The organism is Dermatophilaceae bacterium Sec6.4 (assembly GCA_039636865.1).
In the GTDB taxonomy this organism is placed as follows: Bacteria; Actinomycetota; Actinomycetes; order Actinomycetales; family Dermatophilaceae; genus Allobranchiibius.
Window position 1 is genome coordinate 2,670,181 of sequence record CP144172.1, and the last position, 22,273, is coordinate 2,692,453.

General features: G+C 63.0%; 18 protein-coding genes and 3 rRNA genes. All 21 read right to left on the bottom strand.

Annotated features, from left to right (window positions below; all coding sequences use genetic code 11):
* Positions 1-8 precede the first annotated feature (8 nt).
* Positions 9-1,790, bottom strand: a complete 1,782-nt coding sequence (gene recN, locus V3G39_12690; GenBank protein ID XAS75510.1) for a DNA repair protein RecN — start codon at positions 1,788-1,790, stop codon at positions 9-11.
* Positions 1,790-2,707, bottom strand: a complete 918-nt coding sequence (locus tag V3G39_12695) for an NAD kinase (GenBank protein ID XAS75511.1) — start codon at positions 2,705-2,707, stop codon at positions 1,790-1,792. The genes recN and V3G39_12695 overlap by 1 nt, the downstream gene beginning before the upstream one ends.
* Positions 2,704-3,495, bottom strand: a complete 792-nt coding sequence (locus V3G39_12700) for a TlyA family RNA methyltransferase (GenBank protein ID XAS75512.1) — start codon at positions 3,493-3,495, stop codon at positions 2,704-2,706. Before V3G39_12700 ends, V3G39_12695 begins: the two co-directional genes overlap by 4 nt.
* Positions 3,495-3,677 (bottom strand): hypothetical protein, encoded by a 183-nt coding sequence (locus V3G39_12705; protein ID XAS75513.1) that lies wholly within the window; start codon positions 3,675-3,677, stop codon positions 3,495-3,497. Before V3G39_12705 ends, V3G39_12700 begins: the two co-directional genes overlap by 1 nt.
* A 116-nt stretch (positions 3,678-3,793) precedes the next feature.
* Positions 3,794-4,414 (bottom strand): hypothetical protein, encoded by a 621-nt coding sequence (locus V3G39_12710; protein XAS75514.1) that lies wholly within the window; start codon positions 4,412-4,414, stop codon positions 3,794-3,796.
* A gap of 50 nt (positions 4,415-4,464) precedes the next feature.
* Entirely contained in the window at positions 4,465-5,505 is a 1,041-nt protein-coding gene (locus tag V3G39_12715) for an HAD-IIA family hydrolase (GenBank protein ID XAS75515.1), read from the bottom strand.
* 3 nt (positions 5,506-5,508) lie between these two features.
* A complete protein-coding gene (locus V3G39_12720; protein ID XAS75516.1) occupies positions 5,509-5,916 on the bottom strand; it encodes a single-stranded DNA-binding protein in 408 nt (135 codons plus the stop codon).
* A 133-nt stretch (positions 5,917-6,049) separates the two neighbouring features.
* Positions 6,050-6,877 (bottom strand): hypothetical protein, encoded by an 828-nt coding sequence (locus V3G39_12725; protein XAS75517.1) that lies wholly within the window; start codon positions 6,875-6,877, stop codon positions 6,050-6,052.
* The gene (locus tag V3G39_12730) at positions 6,874-7,059 is read right to left on the bottom strand and encodes a hypothetical protein (GenBank protein ID XAS75518.1); all 186 of its coding nucleotides are present in this window, start codon (positions 7,057-7,059) and stop codon (positions 6,874-6,876) included. Before V3G39_12730 ends, V3G39_12725 begins: the two co-directional genes overlap by 4 nt.
* A gap of 265 nt (positions 7,060-7,324) precedes the next feature.
* Positions 7,325-7,442, bottom strand: a 5S ribosomal RNA gene (rrf, locus tag V3G39_12735).
* A 124-nt stretch (positions 7,443-7,566) separates the two neighbouring features.
* A 23S ribosomal RNA gene (locus V3G39_12740) occupies positions 7,567-10,706 on the bottom strand.
* 343 nt (positions 10,707-11,049) lie between these two features.
* A 16S ribosomal RNA gene (locus V3G39_12745) occupies positions 11,050-12,581 on the bottom strand.
* The 16S, 23S and 5S rRNA genes sit together here, the layout of an rRNA operon.
* Before the next feature lie 326 nt (positions 12,582-12,907).
* On the bottom strand, positions 12,908-14,176 hold the full coding sequence (gene tyrS / locus V3G39_12750; protein ID XAS75519.1) for a tyrosine--tRNA ligase: 1,269 nt from the start codon (positions 14,174-14,176) through the stop codon (positions 12,908-12,910).
* Positions 14,177-14,253: 77 nt separating this feature from the next.
* A complete protein-coding gene (locus tag V3G39_12755; protein ID XAS75520.1) occupies positions 14,254-14,892 on the bottom strand; it encodes a DNA-3-methyladenine glycosylase in 639 nt (212 codons plus the stop codon).
* Positions 14,893-14,894: 2 nt separating this feature from the next.
* The gene (gene argH / locus V3G39_12760) at positions 14,895-16,343 is read right to left on the bottom strand and encodes an argininosuccinate lyase (GenBank protein XAS75521.1); all 1,449 of its coding nucleotides are present in this window, start codon (positions 16,341-16,343) and stop codon (positions 14,895-14,897) included.
* Positions 16,340-16,867: an arginine repressor gene (locus V3G39_12765; GenBank protein ID XAS75522.1), complete on the bottom strand. Its 528-nt coding sequence runs from the start codon at positions 16,865-16,867 to the stop codon at positions 16,340-16,342. The genes argH and V3G39_12765 overlap by 4 nt, the downstream gene beginning before the upstream one ends.
* Positions 16,864-17,793 (bottom strand): ornithine carbamoyltransferase, encoded by a 930-nt coding sequence (gene argF, locus V3G39_12770; GenBank protein XAS75523.1) that lies wholly within the window; start codon positions 17,791-17,793, stop codon positions 16,864-16,866. The genes V3G39_12765 and argF overlap by 4 nt, the downstream gene beginning before the upstream one ends.
* Positions 17,790-18,977 (bottom strand): acetylornithine transaminase, encoded by a 1,188-nt coding sequence (locus V3G39_12775; GenBank protein XAS75524.1) that lies wholly within the window; start codon positions 18,975-18,977, stop codon positions 17,790-17,792. Before V3G39_12775 ends, argF begins: the two co-directional genes overlap by 4 nt.
* A gap of 55 nt (positions 18,978-19,032) precedes the next feature.
* Complete coding sequence (gene argB / locus V3G39_12780) at positions 19,033-19,959, bottom strand: acetylglutamate kinase (protein XAS75525.1); 927 nt, start codon at positions 19,957-19,959, stop codon at positions 19,033-19,035.
* A complete protein-coding gene (gene argJ / locus V3G39_12785) occupies positions 19,956-21,107 on the bottom strand; it encodes a bifunctional glutamate N-acetyltransferase/amino-acid acetyltransferase ArgJ (GenBank protein XAS75526.1) in 1,152 nt (383 codons plus the stop codon). The genes argB and argJ overlap by 4 nt, the downstream gene beginning before the upstream one ends.
* A gap of 52 nt (positions 21,108-21,159) precedes the next feature.
* Entirely contained in the window at positions 21,160-22,245 is a 1,086-nt protein-coding gene (argC, locus tag V3G39_12790) for an N-acetyl-gamma-glutamyl-phosphate reductase (GenBank protein XAS78239.1), read from the bottom strand.
* Between the last annotated feature and the right edge of the window lie 28 nt (positions 22,246-22,273).

A 22,273-nucleotide genomic window follows, 5' to 3' on the forward strand; every position in this document is an offset into this window, starting at 1 on the left:
ACGGGCTGTCAGCCTACGTCATCCGCGGTTGTGTGTGTCCCGTCATCGGCCGTCGGCACGGACCATTCCTCGCAGACGGGGCTCCCAGCGGCCCGCGTAGCCCCCTCCAACAGTTCGCGTGCGTGGCGCTGGGCGACCTGGCTGTCCCCGGTACCGCCCAACATCCTCGCCAGTTCCGCCAACCGGTCAGCACCATCGACCGCGAGTACGTCGCTGCGGGTGATGTGCCCGTCGCTCTGCTTGTGCACGACCAGGTGACGGTCGGCATACGCGGCTACCTGCGCGAGGTGGGTTACGACGATGACCTGTGCGTGCTCGGCAAGTCGTTGCAGGCGCGCGCCCACGTCCAATGCCGCCGCGCCGCCGACCCCGGCATCGACCTCGTCGAACACGAATGTCGGGACCCCGCCGGATCCGGTGGCGACTTCCAGGGCGAGCATGACCCGGGACAGCTCTCCCCCGGATGCTGCCTTCGCCAGATTTCGCGGCGTCGCTCCGGCGTTGGCGGCCAGCAGGATCTCGATGCGATCGACCCCGTGTGCCGTGTATTCCTGCGGCGTCGACGTGACCTGGACGTGTACCCGTGCCGAACCCATCGCGAGGTGTGCCAGCTCCTCTTCGACCAGCCTTTCCATGCTCTGCCCCGCTGCCGTGCGCGCCTGGGTGAGGGCCGTCGCAGCACTGCACAGCTGCGGAGTCAGTTGCTCGAGCAGTTCCTGCAGCTGTTCGATGCGATCGTCTCCCGCAGCCAGTTCCTGCACCCGACTCGCAGCGTCACGGGACCACTCCAGCACATCCACGACCGTCGATCCGTATTTGCGGGTCAATGAGCCCAGAGCCGCCCGACGCTGCTGGACCGCCTCCAACCGTCCCGGCTCGAGATCGAGGTCGGATACGTAGCCGCCCAGGTCGGCCCCCAACTCCCCGGCCAGTACGCGGATCTCGCGCAACCGGTCGGTCAACCCGCCGAGCTGCCCGTCGTGCTCTCGCAAGGCCGCGAGGCCCGGTCCGACACCCGAGATGAGATCGACGACGTAGGGCATGATTTCCAGCGCATCGTCATCGCCGACCAGCGCGTCCCGGGCACGGGTGGCAGCTTCCCGCAATGCGTCGACGTGCAGCATTCGTTCGCTCTCGGCGGCCAGTTGCTCATCTTCACCGGGTTGCGGGTCGATCACCGCGATCTCCTCCAGCCCCAGCGTCAACAACTGCAGTCGGTTGGCTCGCTCACGCGATTCCTGCCGCAGCGTGTTCAGCTCGTCGCGAGCTGCGGTCCATCGCTGGAACAGATCCTGGTACGCCGCCCGCTGGGCAGCAAGCCCCTCGCCGCCGAACTCATCCAGCATCACCCGATGCTGGTCGGGACGTTGCAGTCGCCACTGATCGGACTGGCCGTGCACGGCGACCAGGTGCTCGCCGATCTCGGCGAGCACCCCGATCGGAACCGACCGACCTCCTACATGTGCCCGCGAGCGCCCGTTCGCGGACACACTCCGGGTCAGCACCAGACCGTCGTTGACAGCGTCGGTGAGATCAGCTCCCGCGTCGACGGCGCGGCGTAACGCATCGGAGTCTGCGCCGACGTGCACGATGCCCTCGACGATGGCCTGGGACTCGCCGGTGCGTACCAGGCCCGGGTCCGCCCGTCCCCCGAGCAGCAGGCCGACACCTTGCACGACCATGGTCTTGCCGGCGCCGGTCTCGCCGGTAACGACATTGAGGCCGCGTGACAGCTCCAACAGCGCGTCGTCGATGACTCCGAGGCCGCGCAGGTGAATCTCCGTCAGCATCAGCGCGGATCCGCCGGCACGACTGCGCCGTCCAGCCCTCGCCATCCGGACACGGACAGGTCGAACTTGGCCACCAACCGGTCGGTGAAAGGTGCGGCACTCAGTCTGGCCAGTCGCACCGGCCGGTCGCTACGTCGGACGTCGATGCGCGCGCCCGGCGGGATGTCGAAGGACCGGCGCCCGTCGCACCACACCACGGCCTCGGCGCCCGTGCGTTGCATCAGCTCGACACCGACCCGCGAATTGTGGTCGATGACCAGGGGTCTGGCAAACAGTGCGTGCGCTGATATCGGAACCACGAGAAGAGCCTCGACTCCGGGCCACACCACCGGACCGCCGGCGGAAAAGGCGTAGGCCGTGGACCCGGTGGGCGTCGCCATGACAATCCCGTCAGCACCCCAGGTGGACAGCGGCCGGTCGTCGATCTCCAGTATCAACTCCAACATTCGCTCGCGAGAGCGCTTCTCCACCGAGGCTTCGTTCAACGCCCAGCCGGTCCACCTGACAGACCCGTCGAGACTGACCTCCACCTGGAGTGTCATCCGCTCCTCAACCGTCCAGGAACGGTCCACGATCTTCGCGACGGTGGCATGCACGTCGTCGCGGTCGGCTTCGGCAAGGAAGCCGACATGACCGAGGTTGATTCCGAGCAGGGGCACGCCCTCGTCGCGCATCAATTCGGCGGCGCGCAGGATGGTGCCGTCGCCGCCGAGTACGACCGCAAGCTCCGATCCGGCGACGCATCGTCCGCAGTCGACACTCACATTGGGTTCCGCGAGTACGCCGAACGCTTCGAGTTCGTCCTCCGGGCCGGTGACCTGGACATCCGCAGCGGCAAGATCCCGCACGAGGGCAAGGGCGATATCGACGGCCTCTGCGCGACGGGGATGGCCGATCAACGCGATGCGACGGTTCACAGGCGCCCGTCCGCCACAGCGTCCATGAATTCCTGAATCGACACGTCGCTCATTTTGCCTTCCGCGCGGTGTCGGCACCACATCAGGTACTCGGTATTGCCGGTCCCCCCGATGACCGGGCTGTGCAACAGCCCATGCACGTGCAGTCCGAAGGATCGCGCAGAGTCCTGTACGGCCGCCAGGACTTCGTGACGCTGCTGTGCGGAGCCGACCACCCCGGTACGACCCAGTCGCTCTTTACCGATCTCGAACTGCGGCTTGATCAGGGTCACCAGGTGACCCTGCGCCGCCGTCAACGCCGCGAGGGTGTCCAGCACCAGCCGCAGTGAAATGAAACTGAGATCGGCAACGACGATGTCGGCCACACCTCCGACCGCTTCGGGGGCCAACCCGCGCACCGACTGCCCTGACATCTCCACCACGCGTGGATCGCCTGCCACCAGCGGCGCCAACTGCCCCCGACCGACATCGAGGGCCACCACTTCGGCGGCCTGTGCAGCCAGCAGTACCTGGGTGAAACCACCGGTAGAGGCCCCTACATCGATACACCGCGCGCCCTTGACGTCGATCGGGTACGCGGCCAGGACAGCCAGCAACTTGTAGGCAGCCCGGCCCACCCATAGCTCGGACTCGCCTTCCACTTCAACGCCCTGATCGTCCCGGACCTGGGTGGACGGTTTGCGGACCGGTTGACCGTCAACACGCACGCGTCCCTCGCGCAGCACTTCCGCAGCCGTCGCGCGTGACCGGGACAGACCACGGACGACCAGAGCCTGGTCCAACCTCATCAGCGGGACGACTCGGTCAGGCAGCTGTTCAATGCCTCGTGTGCCCGTGACAGAACGTCGATCACAGCGGCAAGGTCGCAATCGGGCTGCACGGACAGCTCGCGGGCTGTCAACATCTGGCGCGCAGCAGCAGCACCGGCATCTGCGTCCTGAGCGTGCGCGACGTGCTGAGCCTGTGACATGGCGGCAGGGGTTTGGGGCCGCGGTGGGCGAGGCGTCGGACCGGGGGCAATGCCTGCTGTTGGCGCCGCTCCGCGAGCAACCGCACCGAAGGAACTACTCGATGAAAACTGTGACGTCACGCGTCATTCTCGAGGTCGGAGTAGGAAGGATCGGAGTAGGAAGGATCGCCACGTCGCGATTGCACCTTTGCCGGCGTGCTCGCGCCATCAGCCGACGTCGTCGACGCCCTGGAGGTCGACGGCTTTCGGGTAGCAGCCTTCTTGGTGGACGCAGTGGTTGCAGCGACCTTCCTCGCGGCCGTTGCCTTCGCAACGCCTTTACGCGGTGCCCTGCTCGTGCCGCGTACCTGCCTCGGTCTATCGGTTGGAGTGCTGGCCGCAACTGCGGAAGCTGCCTCCAAGGCCTTCCGCAAATCGGCGATCTGCGCCGTGAGCCGGTCGATCTCGGCCCGGCTCGACTCCTGGATGCCGGGGGTGCTGAGTCCGACCCGTTGCAACTGCAGGTCGATCTCGGCGCGCAGTACATCGGCAATAGCACTGCGGTTGGTGGCGACAAGGGCGGTGAGTTCCTCGGTCACCTCGCCGATTTGTCCGCCGAGCTGAAGCATCTTGACGGCCGACGGACCGACCCCGGGCACTTCCAGCAGTCCCTCAGCCAGTTCTCCCGCTCTTTCCTTCACAGCAGCCCCGATCATGGTGGCTATCGTGAGTGTCGAGCGAACAGCCTCGAATGCCATGCGCGGGTCCTTTCCGTGGGTTCGACGACGCTTCGGCTACGAGCCCCACGCTACTGCCACGCAGTGATGGCGCGAACGGCCGCGTCCTGGGTCAGCCGCCCCTCGTCCAGCCCTTCCCAGATTGCCCGCAGCGCTAGTCGCAGCGTGACGTCACCTGGTGTCTGCGGCGCATCCGCTCGGTCACAGCGCACGGTGCACTCGTCGTCAGTGACCTCAAGGATCGCGGTCACTTCGCCGATTTGCCACCCGCCCTGAGTACGCTGCGGCTCCTCGTAGGGCTTACTCAACGATCGCAGGTCACTTGCCACGTACCGTGGCCGAAGCCCGGGCTCGCAGCGGACCAGATCGACCGGGCCGTGCACGCCGGTGAGGACGAGCAGCGCATCCATGCCAGCAGCATGTGCACCCGCGATGTCGGTCTCGAGGCGATCGCCCACTGCCAACGTCTGCCCGGCCGATACGCCCAGCAGCCTGGCGGCCATCTCGTACATCAACGGGCCGGGCTTGCCGACCACTTCCGGGTCTAGATCGACGGCCATCCGCACGGCGCCGACCAGTGAACCGTTACCCGGTGCCACACCACGTTCGGTGGGCAGAGTCCGGTCGTCATTGGTCACGATCCAGGCAGCGCCGGCTTGCACGGCGAACGCCACCTCCGCGAGGTCCGCTGCGCATACCTGGGGACCATAGCCCTGCAGAGCGGCCACTATCTCGCCCTGCCACCGCGCTGCTGCTGAGGGCTGCACCGGGGTCAATCCGGCGTTCTGCAACGCGGCGGCGACGCCGGCACCGCCCACCGCAAGGACACCGGCACCGGGCGGAAATCGATCCGCGATCACTGCGGCCCCTGCCATCGAACTGTTGATCACCTGGTCTGCCTCGGTCTGCAGGCCCAGGTGACACAGTTGCGCTGCCACGTCGGATGGCGTGCGCGATGCATTGTTGGTGGCATAGACGACGCCGGCTGCCGGACCGCCACCGGCCGCGGTGAGCTCTTCCACGGCGTACGGCACGGCCTGAGAACCGAGATAGACAACCCCGTCGAGGTCACATACGAGGCCGGCATATCGATCGCGCAGAGCTGAGGGCATGGCTTATTGTGACGCCGCGCCTGGCGCCTTACGAACTCTGCTCACCACCGCAGCCTCGACCTCGTATCGACTCGCTGCACCTACGGGTGTCTTATAAAATCGGCGACGCAGACCGCCCTCGACGCCCACCGTCGCACCCTCGATGAGATTCAGGGCTGCGCGCCGGGTGCGCGACGTCCAACAGGCGATCTCGATGACATCCACCGACTGGCGCGCGCCGGCAGACCTCTTTGCCGTTTGAGGGCGGTCCAGGATCAACCTGAAAGTCACCAACTCGTCTCCACTCGGCATCACCTGCAACTTCGCGGGAGCGCTCACCCGTCCGACCAGTCGCACCTCGTTGAGCGACGTGGGCACAGCCTGCTGGACACCACCACCCCCGGAGGGCTTCACGTTCTTCTTCTCGGCCATGTTCCCTAGCGTGCTGCGGGGGACAGCCGCTCCCTACCGGTCCAGCACAGGGTGTGGATGAACCTCTCTGTCGAAAGGGGATGGGCATGGCCGACCAGCATGGCCATCCCGCTCCCAGGGCAATGCTGTGCGGTCAGTGATCGTCGGAGCGCTCGCCCATGGCACTGTCGGCTTCGCGGTCAGCTTCGAGTTCGGGTTCGCCACCACCATCGGATGAAGACGGCTCATCTTCGCCCGCATCCAACAGGTCGGTGAACTCGTCATCCACCTCCAAGCCCAAGCGGAAAGCTGCGTCCGTCTGCTCGTGCACGTCCGCGTCCAATGCCTTCCGAAACCATTCGTGGGCGCCGTCCTCGTCACCGGTCGCCAGCAGAGCGTCGGCGTAGGCATAGAAGAGCCGAGCGGCCCACGGCTGGTCGGTGGCCTTTTGAAGGGCCGGAATTCGCAAGCACATCACCGCGGCCTCTGGTTGCCCGAGATCGCGGCGTACCCCCGAGACAACGATGGCGAGCTCGATATTGTCACCCTCGCCCAGATTCTTCGCCTCGGCAGACGCTGCCAGTTCCAAGGCCCTGTCGGGGCGACCCAGACCGCGTTCGCAATCGGCCATATAGGCGAGCAGGTGGTCCGAGCCGGAGAGCCGACGCGCGGTCCGAAATTCACGCAGCGCATCGGAGAATTCTCCTCGGCGATACCGCACGAGCCCCAGTGCTTCCCGTACCGCCGGCACCCGACCCGCCCGCTTCGCAGCATGCTCCGCATGCTCCAAGGCCAAGTCCACGTCGTCGTCCAGCACCTCTGCGGTCATCACCAGATGGCGTGCAACTCCTAGCGCATTGTCTTTACTGAGGGTTCGTAACTGCGTCCAGACCTGACGGTCCAACTCTTTACCGGTGATCTCATCCGGTAGTTCAGGTTCGCGGATCCGAGCCCTGTCCGGGGAGCGGCCAGGCGCGTTCACTTCCCAGCTGCGTGGACCCCGGTCGCGACGATCTGGTTGACCAGCCGGCCCACCGCGCATCGACGTCGGCTGGCCGGAAGCGTGCCCTCTATCGGTAGGACGGCCTCCCGATTTGGTCCCACCCGAACTCCTGGCGCGACGCTCACCCGCATCATCGGACCCTCGGGGTGCACGCTCGGCATTACGCCCACCCTTACTGTTCGTGTCCGGGCGATCGGCACGAGCCGCACCCCACCGGGACGCCCGTGGTGACTGGTCCGGTTGATCGGAGGACTGTTCTTCCTCGGACATGTTTCCTACCTCTTCAGATTGCAACGTTGAATCAATCAGTGCCGAGCGCTGCCAGCTGGTGACATCTTCGCATGCATCAGCAGCACGTCCGGAAATGCCAAATGCGGAAGCACCGGGCCGCTTTCGCGACCGAGTGCTTCCGCATTTGCGAAAGATGTTCGGCGGTGTCCTACTCTCCCACACACTCCCGTGTGCAGTACCATCGGCGCTGAAGGGCTTAGCTTCCGGGTTCGGTATGTGACCGGGCGTTTCCCGCTTCGCTATGACCGCCGTAACGTTATGAAACTATGACCACACTCCCCCCGACCCGAACACGAACACGTCGTGTTGAAAAGGGGGTGGTGGTGTTGTTTCAGAATCACACAGTGGACGCGAACAGCTCGTTATAATTAGTTGTGGTGTTCAAGTTGTTGGCAGATTAGTACCGGTCAGCTACACACCTTACGGTGTTTCCACATCCGGCCTATCAACCCAGTAGTCTAGCTGGGTGCCTTCACACCCCGAAGGGTGATGGAAACCTCATCTTGAAGCGTGCTTCCCGCTTAGATGCTTTCAGCGGTTATCACTTCCGAACGTAGCGAATCAGCCGTGCCACTGGCGTGACAACTGACATACCAGAGGTTCGTCCATCCCGGTCCTCTCGTACTAGGGACAGGTCTTCTCAAGTTTCCTGCGCGCGCAGCGGATAGGGACCGAACTGTCTCACGACGTTCTAAACCCAGCTCGCGTACCGCTTTAATGGGCGAACAGCCCAACCCTTGGGACCTACTCCAGCCCCAGGATGCGACGAGCCGACATCGAGGTGCCAAACCATGCCGTCGATATGAGCTCTTGGGCAAGATCAGCCTGTTATCCCCGGGGTACCTTTTATCCGTTGAGCGACGGCGCTTCCACAAGCCACCGTCGGGTCACTAGTCCCGACTTTCGTCTCTGCTCGACGTGTCTGTCTCACAGTCAAGCTCCCTTGTGCACTTACACTCGACACCTGATTACCAACCAGGCTGAGGGAACCTTTGGGCGCCTCCGTTACTCTTTAGGAGGCAACCGCCCCAGTTAAACTACCCACCAGGCACTGTCCCTGATCCGGATCACGGACCGAAGTTAGGTGCTCAGAACGATCAGAGTGGTATTTCAACGATGACTCCACCCGCACTGGCGTGCGAACTTCATAGTCTCCCACCTATCCTGCACAAACCGTACCAAACACCAATACCAAGCTATAGTAAAGGTCCCGGGGTCTTTCCGTCCTGCTGCGCGTAACGAGCATCTTTACTCGTACTGCAATTTCGCCGAGTTCATGGTTGAGACAGTGGAGAAGTCGTTACGCCATTCGTGCAGGTCGGAACTTACCCGACAAGGAATTTCGCTACCTTAGGATGGTTATAGTTACCACCGCCGTTTACTGGCGCTTAAGTTCTCAGCTTCGCCACAAGTGACTAACCGGTCCCCTTAACGTTCCAGCACCGGGCAGGCGTCAGTCCGTATACATCGAATTACTTCTTCGCACGGACCTGTGTTTTTAGTAAACAGTCGCTTCTCCCTGGTCTCTGCGACCCTCACCCCTAGCACGTAAAGTGCTTCAAGGATTGGGCCCCCCTTCTCCCGAAGTTACGGGGGTATTTTGCCGAATTCCTTAACCATGATTCACTCGATCGCCTTGGTATTCTCTACCTAACCACCTGAGTCGGTTTGGGGTACGGGCGGCTCGAACCTCGCTAGAAGTTTTTCTTGGCAGCATAGGATCACCCTACTTCCCCCATTCGGGGTCACTATCACGTCTCACCCTATATGACTGGCGGATTTGCCTACCAGCCGGGCTACACGCTTAGACGTGGACAACCATCGCCACGCGGAGGCTACCTTCCTGCGTCACTCCATCGCTTACCTACTACAAGATCGGGTCCCACGCTGAACCCACACACACTCCCACACACCCCGAAAGGCACATGAAAGATAACGGTAGGACAAGATGGTTAGCATCCCCTGATTCGATATGGGCGGTTCTTCGCCGGTTCCGGAATATAAACCGGATGTCCATCGACTACGCCTGTCGGCCTCGCCTTAGGTCCCGACTTACCCAGGGCAGATTAGCTTGACCCTGGAAACCTTGGTTATTCGGCGGACGGGTTTCTCGCCCGTCATGCGCTACTCATGCCTGCATTCTCACTCGTGTGGGCTCCACACCTGGGTCACCCCGGCGCTTCACTGCCCACACGACGCTCCCCTACCCATCCACACCCCTGAACCACCAAACGTATTCGGTGACTAGAGAATGTGTGAATGCCACAGCTTCGGTGGTGTGCTTGAGCCCCGCTACATTGTCGGCGCGGAATCACTTGACCAGTGAGCTATTACGCACTCTTTAAAGGGTGGCTGCTTCTAAGCCAACCTCCTGGTTGTCACAGCAACTCCACATCCTTTTCCACTTAGCACACGCTTAGGGACCTTAGATGGTGATCTGGGCTGTTTCCCTCTCGACGACGAAGCTTATCCCCCGCCGTCTCACTGCCACGCTTAAACTTACCGGCATTCGGAGTTTGGTTGACGCCAGTAACCTGGTGAGGCCCATCAGCCATCCAGTAGCTCTACCTCCGGTAAGAAACACGTGACGCTGCACCTAAATGCATTTCGGGGAGAACCAGCTATCACGGAGTTTGATTGGCCTTTCACCCCTACCCACAGCTCATCCCCTCAGTTTTCAACCTAAGTGGGTTCGGTCCTCCACGCCGTCTTACCGGCGCTTCAACCTGGCCATGGGTAGATCACTCCGCTTCGGGTCTAGACCCAGCGACTCAATCGCCCTATTCGGACTCGCTTTCGCTACGGCTTCCCCACACGGGTTAACCTCGCCACTGAGCACTAACTCGCAGGCTCATTCTTCAAAAGGCACGCCATCACCCCACAACGGAGGCTCTGACGGATTGTAAGCACACGGTTTCAGGTACTATTTCACTCCCCTCCCGGGGTACTTTTCACCTTTCCCTCACGGTACTTGTCCGCTATCGGTCACCAGGGAATATTTAGGCTTAGCAGGTGGTCCTGCCAGATTCACACGAGATTTCACGGGCCCCGTGCTACTTGGGTATCAACTCGAACAGTCACACATGTTTCGGTTACGGGAGTCGCACCCTCTACGCCACACCATTCAAGATGCTTCACCTACATGCACAATTTTTTACTGTCCTCCATCATGTCAGTAATGGAAAAAGTCAACCCCACAACACCACAACTGCAACCCCTGACAGGTATCACACAGCTGCGGTTTAGCCTGATCCGCTTTCGCTCGCCACTACTCACGGAATCACATGTTGTTTTCTCTTCCTGTGGGTACTGAGATGTTTCACTTCCCCACGTTCCCTCCACACACCCTATGAGTTCAGATGCGGGTAGCACGACATATCTCGTACTGGGTTTCCCCATTCGGAAACCCTCGGATCACAGCCTGGTTATCGGCTCCCCGAGGCTTATCGCAGATTCCTACGTCCTTCATCGGTTCCTGGTGCCAAGGCATCCACCGTGCGCCCTTAAAAACTTGAGCCACAAAAAATAAAGATGCTCGCGTCCACTGTGTAATTCTCAAACAACACACACCCACCACACCAACCCACCACACAACGTGGAAGGCGATGACAATGGTGCTCAAACAAGAAGACCCAACCGTGACAAACACGATCGTTTCCTCATAACCCCAACAGCGTGTCGACACGCAACCCCAGATCACATACTCAGCCTCCACACCACCACCAACAACCCCGAAAGGCCACCAGTAACAGCAGTACTACCAAACACGTCAACCAACAGGTCACGCACTATGATTGATGATTCCACCCATGAGCACACCCGGTCGCACATTCGGCAACCGATGGTGTATCGCTCCTTAGAAAGGAGGTGATCCAGCCGCACCTTCCGGTACGGCTACCTTGTTACGACTTAGTCCCAATCGCCGATCCCACCTTCGACCACTCCCTCCACACAAGGTGGTTAGGCCGTGGGCTTCGGGTGTTACCAACTTTCGTGACTTGACGGGCGGTGTGTACAAGGCCCGGGAACGTATTCACCGCAGCGTTGCTGATCTGCGATTACTAGCGACTCCGACTTCATGGGGTCGAGTTGCAGACCCCAATCCGAACTGAGACCGGCTTTAAGGGATTCGCTCCACCTCGCGGTATCGCAACCCTCTGTACCAGCCATTGTAGCATGCGTGAAGCCCAAGACATAAGGGGCATGATGATTTGACCTCATCCCCACCTTCCTCCGAGTTGACCCCGGCAGTCTCCTATGAGTCCCCACCATTACGTGCTGGCAACATAGAACGAGGGTTGCGCTCGTTGCGGGACTTAACCCAACATCTCACGACACGAGCTGACGACAACCATGCACCACCTGTACACCAACCAAAAGGAAACAACATCTCTGCTGCGATCTGGTGTATGTCAAGCCTTGGTAAGGTTCTTCGCGTTGCATCGAATTAATCCGCATGCTCCGCCGCTTGTGCGGGCCCCCGTCAATTCCTTTGAGTTTTAGCCTTGCGGCCGTACTCCCCAGGCGGGGCGCTTAATGCGTTAGCTACGGCACGGAACTCGTGGAATGAGTCCCACACCTAGCGCCCAACGTTTACGGCATGGACTACCAGGGTATCTAATCCTGTTTGCTCCCCATGCTTTCGCTTCTCAGCGTCAGTAATGGCCCAGAGACCTGCCTTCGCCATCGGTGTTCCTCCTAATATCTGCGCATTTCACCGCTACACTAGGAATTCCAGTCTCCCCTACCATACTCTAGCCTGCCCGTACCCACTGCAGACCCGGAGTTAAGCCCCGGGCTTTCACAGCAGACGCGACAAACCGCCTACAAGCTCTTTACGCCCAATAATTCCGGACAACGCTCGCACCCTACGTATTACCGCGGCTGCTGGCACGTAGTTAGCCGGTGCTTCTTCTCCCGCTACCGTCACCCCGAAAGGCTTCGTCACGAGCGAAAGGAGTTTACAACCCGAAGGCCTTCATCCCCCACGCGGCGTCGCTGCATCAGGCTTTCGCCCATTGTGCAATATTCCCCACTGCTGCCTCCCGTAGGAGTCTGGGCCGTATCTCAGTCCCAATGTGGCCGATCACCCTCTCAGGCCGGCTAACCGTCAAAGCCTTGGTGAGCCACAACCCCACCAACAAGCTGATAGTACGCGAGTCCATCATCCACCACCCGAAGGCTTTCCACCCCCCACCATGCGGCAAGGAGTCATATCCAGTATTAGACCTCGTTTCCAAGGCTTATCCCAGAGTGAAAGGCAGGTTACTCACGTGTTACTCACCCGTTCGCCACTAATCCACCACAACAAGTTGCGGCATCATCGTACGACTTGCATGTGTTAAGCACGCCGCCAGCGTTCGTCCTGAGCCAGGATCAAACTCTCCAAAAAAAACTTCTTGCAAAATCCGAACCCAGCTGACATCAAAGAAATAACTTCCATCAACATCAACCAAACATTAATCTGGCATCAATCATTCAACACGCTGTTGAGTTATCAAAAAACGATCGCGTCCTGGGCCACGCAGAGCTGAACTGCTCTGGCTTTCCTCGGGGCAACTTCTTTAGCTTACCACACTTTCACCGGCTTTACTGTCTGTGCTGGCTACTTCTGTGTGGATCACCCTCCGGCCAGCCGATTCGTTCTCGTCTGTGCCTCGTTCAGGTGATGACAGAACTGTACGTCATGGTTTGCGATGCGGCCAAATCGCCCGGATCTCAGGGCTTTTCGGCACGTCGGGCGGCCACGAGGTGCCGCTTGCCCCGCTTGATGAGCACCACGTGGTCATGCAGGTAGTCCTGGGCCTGCACGGTTGCCTCGGCGTCGCTGACCTTGACGTTGTTCAGCGAAATCCCGCCTTCGGCGATGAGCCGACGTGCCGCATTCCGACTCTCGACCACCCCAGTGATGACCAACGCGTCGACGACCGAGGTACCGGGGGGCACGTCGGCGCCGGCTAGTTCGGCAGTGGCATCCCGCAGGGTGCGCTCGTCCAGCTGGACGAGATCTCCCTTGCCGAACAGCGCCTCCGATGCCCGTTGCACCGACGACGTCGCGTCGGCCCCATGTACCAGGGTCGTCACCTCAGCGGCGAGGGACCGCTGTGCTGCCCGCCGGAACGGTTCATCGCGAACCTGGCGTTCCAGTTCGGTGATCTGGGTGCGATCGAGGTCGCTGAACACCTTGACCAGGCTGATCACCTCGGCGTCATCGACATTGAGCCAGAACTGGTAGAAGGCCCACGGGCTGAACATGTCGGCGTCCAACCAGATGGCATTGCCCTCAGATTTGCCGTACTTGCGCCCCTGCGCATCCGTCAGCAGGGGGGTGGTCAGCACGTGCACCGACGTGCCCTCGCACGAGTGGATCAGGTCAGCCCCGGCGAGAATGTTTCCCCACTGGTCGACCGCACCGGTCTGCAGGGTGCAGCCGAACTCGCGGAACAGGTGCAGGTAGTCCAGGCCCTGCAGCACCTGGTAACTGAACTCGGTGTAGCTGATCCCATGCTCGCTGTTGAGCCGGGCCGCGACGGCATCCTTCTTGATCATTGTGTTGACCCGGAAGTGCTTACCGATGTCCCGCAGGAAGTCCAGCGCGGAAATCCCCTGCGTCCAGTCCAGGTTGTTGACGATCTGTGCGGGGTTCTCGCCCTCGAAATTCAGGAAGGGGCGGACCTGGCGCTGGATCTTCTGGACCCACTCGGCGGTCTGCTCGGTGGTTTTCAGTACCCGCTCCGCCGAGGGTCGCGGGTCACCGATCAGGCCCGTCGATCCGCCCACCAAGCACAGCACCCGATGGCCGGCCTGCTGCAGACGACGCAGCAGCACCAGCTGCACAAGATTTCCGAAGTGCAGGGAAGGTGCGGTGGGGTCGAAGCCGCAGTACACCGTCAATGGCGGTCCGCTGAGCGCCTCATTGAGAGCGACCTCGTTGGTTGTCTGGGCGACCATGCCGCGCCATTGCAGCTCCTCGAAAATGTCAGCCACGCGCACGGAACCCTTCATTGCAATCGACAGGACGGTGCTCAGCCTGCCGCATCTGCAGGGCAGGGTGGTTCAGCGGATCACGGAGTGGCCACCTCAGCCCGGCGGCGGCGGACAACTGCCGCGCGGTACAGCGACACATGCGGATCACCGGTCACCCAGAACCGCCACGGGTAGGTCGCGCCATCACCACCGGGACCGCTGACACCGACGCGGGGCCCGGTGCTGATCGCCGAGGCAGGCAAGGCAGCCGATCTGCTCAGTTGGACCGGTGAGTCCTGGGGTCCGAGGTCTACCCCGTTGAGACTCAGGTCGGTAATGGCCATTGCCTGGGCAAGGCGGGCCGGACCCCGAGCGAGGTCGCGGTCCGCCGACTTCCCGCGACGCTGCCTGGCGATGTCGATGCCGCCGACCACCTCGCCGGCGCGCAGTAACACCCCCGCCGCGCGTCCGGTTTCCCCGCACACCACATTGATGCAGTAGTGCATCCCGTACGTGAAATACACATACAGATGCCCGGGCGGACCGAACATCACCTGGTTGCGCGGTGTCTGCCCCCGAAAACCGTGCGCACCCGGATCATTGGCCCCGTCGTACGCCTCGACCTCCACGATGCGCACACGTACGCCCGAGTGTTCGATGCTCGCACCCAGCAGAGCCGGAGCCATCTGCACCGCAGGCAACCCCACACCCCACTCGAATCGGCCCGCCGCGGACATGATCACGCCTCGCGCTGCGTGCCAACGGGTTGGTCGACCCAGTCCCGCAGTTGATCACGTCGATGGATGACCGTTGTCAGCTGCTCCCGTACCCGGACCGGAGCCGTCCCCCCGCGAGCATCCCGCGATGCCAGTGAACCCTCCACGGACAGCACCGTTCGTACGTCCGGGGTCAACTGGGGATGGATCTGCTGCAGCTGCTCATCGGTAAGATCCCACAGCTCGATCCCGCGAAGCTCGCAGAAGCGCACACAGGCACCAGCGACCTCATGCGCAACCCGGAACGGCACGTTCTGGCGCACCAGCCACTCCGCGATATCTGTTGCGAGGGCAAATCCCTGCGGCGCCAGTGACTGCAGGCGCTCCCTGTGGAACACCAGGGTGTCCGTCATGCCGGCGAAGGCCGGGAGCAGTACCTCGAGGGTGTCGACAGCATCGAACACCGGCTCCTTGTCTTCTTGCAGGTCCCTGTTGTAGGCCAGCGGAAGCGCTTTCAGCGTGGTCATCAGCCCGGCCAGGTCACCGATGAGGCGACCTGCCTTGCCCCGCGCGAGCTCGGCGACATCGGGGTTCTTCTTTTGCGGCATGATGCTGGAACCGGTGGAGTATGAATCGTCCAGCGTGATGAACGAGAATTCCTTCGTCGCCCACATGATCACTTCTTCGGCAAATCGCGAGATGTCCACCGCCGCCATCGCAGCCACGAATCCGAACTCGGCCACGAAGTCGCGGCTTGCGGTGCCGTCGATGGAGTTGTCCACCGACGTCGAGAAACCGAGATCCTTCGCTACCGCCTCGGGGTCGAGCCCGAGCGAGGAACCTGCGAGGGCCCCGGCGCCGTAAGGCGAAACATCGGTCCGGGCATCCCAGTCACGGAATCGGTCGACGTCTCGTAGCAGTGCCCACGCATGCGCGAGCAGATGGTGGGAGACGAGGACCGGTTGCGCATGCTGCAGGTGCGTGCGACCCGGCATCGCGACGCCGAACATCCGGGTGGACTGAGCGGTCAGCGCATCGACGACATCCAACAGCAGGCCGGAGACGATCCGCGCGTGGTCGCGCAGGTACATCCGGAACAAGCTTGCCACCTGATCGTTGCGGGAACGTCCGGCGCGCAGCCTGCCGCCGACATCTGCACCGGCCCGGTCGATCAGCCCGCGCTCCAGCGCCGTATGGACGTCCTCGTCCTCCTCGGCAGGGATGAAGCGACCGCTTTCCACATCGCTGGCCAGTAACGTCAACGCTGACAGCATTTCACTCAGATGTGCATCGGAGAGCAACCCCGCCGCGTGCAGCACCTGCGCGTGAGCTTTTGATCCACGGATGTCGTACAGCGCCAGCCGCCAGTCGAAGTGGGTGGACTTGGACAAGGCCGCCAAGGCATCCGATGGCCCGCCGGAGAACCGGCCGCCCCACAGGCTCACGGGTGCGGACTGTTCTTCCTGGTTCATTCGGGGAGTCCTCCTTCATCACGTACGAGATCGGTGTAACGGGCCGCAGCGAGCAGCGCGCGCGCAGCGGCCGGGGCACTCTGGGCCGAACTGGCTACCACGAGCACAGTGTCGTCGCCCGCGACGGTGCCCACAACGTCGGCCGGGAGCGAATGGTCGATGGCACTGGCGAGGTAGTTCGCAGCACCCGGTGGGGTGCGCAGGACCACGAGGTTCTCCGACACCTGCGCACTGACCAGTAGTTCGGCGCAGATACGGCGCAGCCGATCGCTCAGCTGGGTGTCACCAGGTGATGGTCGAACCCGGTCGTCGCCCACCTCACCGGGCAGCGCGTAGACCAGCTGCGATCCGTGGCGCACCTTCTCGGCGCGCAACTGCAGCAGGTCTCTGGACAAGGTGGCCTGAGTGACCTCGACGCCGTTACCCGCGAGGTGATCGGCCAGCTCGGACTGCGACCGGATCAGCTCAGAGCTGATGATGTCGGCGACGAGCTGCTGCCTCGCCGTCCGCGTGGCGGGAATCATCGCTGCTTCATCAAGAAGGCAAGCACGGCCTTCTGGACGTGCAACCGGTTTTCGGCTTGATCGAACACGACCGACTGCGGTCCGTCGAGCATCTCGGCGCTGATCTCATAGCCGCGGTACGCCGGTAGGCAGTGCATGACCAACGCCCTGGGGGCCGCCTGCGCCATCAGTTGCGCGGTGACTGCGAACGGGGCAAAGGGCGAGCTGGCACCCTTACGGGTAGCGCTTTCATCCTCCTGGCCCATCGAGACCCAGGTATCTGTGATGACGATCCCCGCACCGTGCACTGCGCTTACCGGATCATCGGTAAGGGTGACGGAGCCACCTGTCGTTGCCGCGATGTTGCGCGCGCGACGGACGACATCGCCGTCGAGATCGGCGATATTCGGGCCGCCGATACGTAGGTGGAGGCCTGCCGTGGCAAATCCGAGAAGGTAGGAATGTGCCATGTTGTTGGCCGCGTCTCCGACGTAGGCCGCCACCTGACCAGCAAGCGTTCCGCGGTGCTCACCGATCGTCAGCAGATCGGCCAGAATCTGGCAGGGATGGAACTGGTCGGTGAGCGCGTTGACGACCGGCACCCCGGCATGCGCTGCCATCTCCTGCACCCGCGACTGGTCGGTCGTCCGCCAGACGATGGCACCTACCTGCCGGCCGAGCACCTTGGCGCAGTCCGCGATCGACTCGCGCGTGCCGATCCCGGCCATCGGTCCATCGACCAGCACCGGATAGCCGCCCAACTCATGCGCTGCGATGGTGAAGGACAGTTGCGTGCGTAGCGTCGGCTTGTCGAATATCAGGGCGATCCCGGGCCCACCGACGGCGCGACTGCGGTCCCGGTTGCGCTTCTGCTCGCCCGCATCATGCAGTACCGCAGCTTGCTCGGCGGGGGTCAGGTCATCGTCCCGCAGGAAGTGCCGTGTCATGAAGTGGCCTCGCTCATCAGTTGCGGCAGCGCGTCCAGGAAGGTGTCGAGCTGTCCGACGGTCAGAATCAGCGGTGGCACCAATCGCAGGGCGTTCGGCGCCACCGGGTTGACGATGAATCCCGCCGCCCGGGCAGCACCCGCAACCGCGGGTGCAATGGGGTGTTGCAAGGTGATCGCCGCCATCAGACCCAGGCCGCGGACACCGGACACTCCGGCAGGCGGATGGTCGGTCAGTCGCTGGGTCAGGTGCGCGCCGACCAGTTCGGCGTGGCGCAGCAGCCCCTGCTCCTGGATGGTCGCCAGCACGGCCAAACCTGCTGCCGCTGCCAACGGATTACCGCCGAAGGTCGAACCGTGCTGGCCGGGTTGCAACAGCTGCGACACCCGCTCGCCATACGTCACCAGGGCCCCGATCGGCACCCCGCCACCGAGCCCCTTTGCGACTGTGATGGCGTCAGGAACGACGCCGCTGTGCTGGTAGGCGAACCATGCACCGGTGCGGCCCATGCCCGACTGGATCTCGTCGAGAATCAGCAGCGCTCCGGCCGCCGTCGTGATCTCCCGCGCGGCCTGCAGATAACCGGCGTCAGGGACGATGACGCCCGCCTCACCCTGGACGGACTCCAGAACGACAGCACCGGTCGTGTGGTCCACCCGGGCTGCGAGTGCATCCACGTCACCGTAGGGAACATGCGTAACGCCTGGCATCAGCGGCTCGAAGGGGCTGCGATAAGCCTCCTTGTGCGTCAGTGCCAAGGCGCCCGTGGTGCGACCGTGGAAGGCGCCTTCGGCCGCAACGATGCCGGTGCGCCCGGTGCGTCGGGCGAGCTTGATGGCAGCCTCGATGGCCTCGGCCCCTGAGTTACCGAAGAACACCCTCGACCCCTGGGGCGCCTGCGCCACAGTCAGCAAAGCCTCCGCCAGTTCGATCTGGACCGGTGAGGCGAAGAGGTTGGAGATGTGGATTGCTTCAGCTGCCTGCTTGGACACGGCTGCGACCAGCGCGGGGTGCCCGTGCCCGAGCACATTGACCGCGATACCGCCGACCAGGTCCAGGTAACGATGACCGTCCGCGTCCCAGACGTAACAACCATCACCGTGGGTGAGTACCAACGGTGGGGTGCCGAAGACGTTCAGCATGCTCGCCTCGTAGCGGGTCAGCAGATCCTGCTGCGCGCTCATCGCGTCGGGGTCCTCGCGGAGTATCGGAGCGCAGCGGAGAACTCCGTGGGGTGACTCATCCTGGTTCCTGCACAGACATCATGGTGCCGATTCCTTCGTCGGTGAACACTTCGAGCAACAGCGAATGTGCACGTCGCCCGTCGATCACGTGTGCTTGAGGTACCCCACCGCGGATCGCCCGGATGCAGCCCTCGAGTTTGGGGAGCATTCCGGAATCCACGGTGGGCAGCAGGTCCTCCGCAACCTGCAGTGACATCGAGCTGAGCAGGCTGCCCCGATCGGGCCAGTCCGCGTAGATGCCTTCGACGTCGGTCAGCATCACGAGCTTGTGGGCCCCCAGCGCAACCGCGAGCGCGGATGCCGCGGTGTCTGCGTTGACGTTGAGAACCTGACCGGGCGCACCGAGGTCGGGAGCAACCGACGACACCACGGGTATCCGACCGGCCGCGAGAAGGTCGCGCACTGCCGCCGGATTGACCGTCACGACGTCACCCACCAGGCCGATATCGACTTCTTCACCGTCCACGATCGCGCCTCGACGACGTGCTCCGAAGAGTGCGCCGTCCTCACCGGACAGTCCGACGGCCAACGAGCCGTGCTGGTTGATCAGACCGACCAGTTCCCGGGAAACCTGACCTGTCAGTACCATCCGCACGACGTCCATGACCTCTGGGGTGGTTACCCGTAAACCCGCTTTGAATTCGCTGCGTAGGCCGAGGCGATCCAGCATGACCTGGATCTGTGGGCCCCCTCCGTGTACGACGACGGGTCGCAGCCCGGCGTACCGCAGAAAGGCGATGTCCTGCGCGAACGCCGTCTTGAGCTCGTTGTCGACCATCGCATTCCCGCCGTACTTGATGACGACGAGCGCATCGCGGAAGCGCTCCAGCCACGGCAGTGCATCAACGAGGGTGGCGGCCTTCTCGTGCGCGGCCGCCAGGTCGATCGGGGGTCGCAGGTTGATCGCAGAGTGCAGGGTCATGTGCTGTACGCCGAGTTCTCGTGCACGTAGTCGTGCGTGAGGTCGTTGGTCCAGATGGTCGCGGCGGCTTCTCCCGCGTGGAGCGCCACGACGACCTGCACCTCTCGGCCGCTCAGATCGACTGCCGCGCGGTCATCCCCCACGCCGCAGTTGCGACAGACCTGTACACCGTTCATCCAGACATCCAGATCGGCCGGTTCAAACGCTGCCCGCGTCGTGCCGACGGCAGCCAGCACCCGGCCCCAGTTCGGGTCGTTACCGAAGATCGCGCACTTGAAGAGGTTGTTGCGGGCAATGGACCGGGCCACTTCCAGCGCGTCGGCCGTGCAGGCGGCGGAGGTGACTTCGATGCTGATGTCATGACGGGCACCCTCCGCGTCCGCGATGAGCTGGCGGGCCAGGTCCGCGCAGCATTCGGTGAGTGCGCCCACCAACTCCGAACGTTGCACGCGCACGCCCGATGCGCCGGATGCCATCAGCAGGACGGTGTCATTGGTCGACTGGCAACCGTCTGAATCAATCCGGTCGAAGGTCAGTTCAGTCGCGGATCGCAGCGCGCCGTCGAGCTCGGTCGGGTCCACGACGGCGTCGGTGGTCAGGACCACGAGCATGGTGGCGAGCGCCGGTGCCAACATGCCGGCGCCCTTGGCCATTCCGCCGACCGACCAGCCCGCTCGCTCTACGAGCGCTTCCTTGGAGCGGGTGTCGGTCGTCATGATTGCAGTGGCGGCTGCCGTTCCGCCGGCAGCGTGCAGCGCTGCTGCCGCCTCTGCGACGCCGCTCAGCAGCTTGTCCATCGGCAGCCGTTCCCCGATCAGCCCGGTGGAGCACACCACCACATCGCCCGCAGAGACTCCGAGCGCATCTGCGGTGGCCTCTGCTGTGCGATGGGTATCAGCAAACCCCGCACCACCGGTGATCGCGTTGGCACCACCGGAGTTCAGGATCACTGCGTCGGCGCGAGCATCGGACAGGACCTGCCGACTCCACGTGACCGGCGCCGCCTCCACCCGGTTGCTGGTGAACACGGCTGCAGCGTGATGCTCCGGCCCGTCGTTCACTACGAGGGCAACGTCCGGCGTGCCACTGGGTTTGAGACCAGCGGTGACCCCGCTCGCGCGGAAACCTGCTGGCGCGGTGACGCTCACGACGGACTCCTGGTGGGTGATGCTGCGGTTGATGGACGGATGAGGGTCTCGTTCATGGCGCGACCCCGGCGGTGGGCAGGCCAGCAGACTCGGGGAGGCCAAGAGCGATGTTCATGCACTGCACCGCCGCACCCCCGGTGCCTTTGGTGAGGTTGTCGATGGCCGCGACCGCAATGATCCGGCCGACGCGCTCATCGACCACAACCTGCAGCTGCACGTTGTTGGACCCCAGCACCGCACCGGTGCTCGGCCAGCTGCCCTCGGGTAGTAGCTGGACGAACTGCTCATCGTCATAGGCCCGCTGATACGCCACCCGCACCTGTGCGGCCGTCGCGCCATCGGCAAGGGGCGCGGTGCAGGTCGCGAGGATGCCTCGGGGCATCGGCGCCAACGTGGGCGTGAACGACACCGTGACTGCCTCGCCCGCCGCGTTCGACAGACTCTGCTCGATCTCGGGGGTATGCCGGTGCCCACCGCCGACGCCGTACGGGCTCATTGCGCCCATGACCTGTGAACCCAGTAGATGCGGTGCTACGGACTTTCCGGCGCCAGAAGTACCGCTGGCAGCAACAATCACCACATCCCGAGGTTGCGCCAGACGGGTCACGAAGACGGGAGCGAGCGCCAACGCACAGGCTGTCGGGTAACAGCCCGGTACGGCGATCCGACGTTCGGCGAGGAGTTGCGCGCGTTGTTTGGCGTCAGGAAGATCGCAGTCCCGCAGCCACAGTTCCGGCAGTCCGTAGTCCCAGCTGCCCGCATGCGGGGAGCCGTAGAAATGCTCCCAGGCAGCGGCCTCGGTCAACCGGAAGTCGGCGCCACAGTCGATGATCAGCACGTCGTCCATGTTGTTCATGTCGTTCATGTCGTTCACGTCGAGCTGACCCGCCAGCTGAGCAGATGCGCCGTGCGGCAGAGCCAGAAAGATCACATCGTGACCTCGCAGTTGTTCCACCGACGTCGGCGCCAGCACCCGCTCCGCCAATGGCGTCAGATGCGGGTGATGCACACCGAGGCGATCCCCCGCAGACGATGCAGCAGTCAGGGCACCGATCTGGACCTGAGGGTGCCCGAGTAGCAACCGGAGGATCTCGCCACCGGCGTATCCACTGGCTCCCGCTACCGCAACCCTGAGCATCTGCATGATGATACACGCTCATGCATAC

What these genes read in the sequence shown, in the direction of transcription:
- argF (XAS75523.1), bottom strand. Translation starts at nt 17,793, where the DNA reads ATGACACGGCACTTCCTGCGGGACGATGACCTGACCCCCGCCGAGCAA.
- V3G39_12775 (XAS75524.1), bottom strand. Translation starts at nt 18,977, where the DNA reads ATGAGCGCGCAGCAGGATCTGCTGACCCGCTACGAGGCGAGCATGCTG.
- V3G39_12720 (XAS75516.1), bottom strand. Translation starts at nt 5,916, where the DNA reads ATGGCCGAGAAGAAGAACGTGAAGCCCTCCGGGGGTGGTGGTGTCCAG.
- V3G39_12710 (XAS75514.1), bottom strand. Translation starts at nt 4,414, where the DNA reads ATGGCATTCGAGGCTGTTCGCTCGACACTCACGATAGCCACCATGATC.
- argH (XAS75521.1), bottom strand. Translation starts at nt 16,343, where the DNA reads ATGAACCAGGAAGAACAGTCCGCACCCGTGAGCCTGTGGGGCGGCCGG.
- V3G39_12700 (XAS75512.1), bottom strand. Translation starts at nt 3,495, where the DNA reads ATGAGGTTGGACCAGGCTCTGGTCGTCCGTGGTCTGTCCCGGTCACGC.
- V3G39_12730 (XAS75518.1), bottom strand. Translation starts at nt 7,059, where the DNA reads ATGCCGAGCGTGCACCCCGAGGGTCCGATGATGCGGGTGAGCGTCGCG.
- V3G39_12765 (XAS75522.1), bottom strand. Translation starts at nt 16,867, where the DNA reads ATGATTCCCGCCACGCGGACGGCGAGGCAGCAGCTCGTCGCCGACATC.
- V3G39_12705 (XAS75513.1), bottom strand. Translation starts at nt 3,677, where the DNA reads ATGTCACAGGCTCAGCACGTCGCGCACGCTCAGGACGCAGATGCCGGT.
- argB (XAS75525.1), bottom strand. Translation starts at nt 19,959, where the DNA reads ATGACCCTGCACTCTGCGATCAACCTGCGACCCCCGATCGACCTGGCG.
- V3G39_12715 (XAS75515.1), bottom strand. Translation starts at nt 5,505, where the DNA reads ATGCCCTCAGCTCTGCGCGATCGATATGCCGGCCTCGTATGTGACCTC.
- argC (XAS78239.1), bottom strand. Translation starts at nt 22,245, where the DNA reads ATGCTCAGGGTTGCGGTAGCGGGAGCCAGTGGATACGCCGGTGGCGAG.
- recN (XAS75510.1), bottom strand. Translation starts at nt 1,790, where the DNA reads ATGCTGACGGAGATTCACCTGCGCGGCCTCGGAGTCATCGACGACGCG.
- V3G39_12755 (XAS75520.1), bottom strand. Translation starts at nt 14,892, where the DNA reads ATGTCCGCGGCGGGCCGATTCGAGTGGGGTGTGGGGTTGCCTGCGGTG.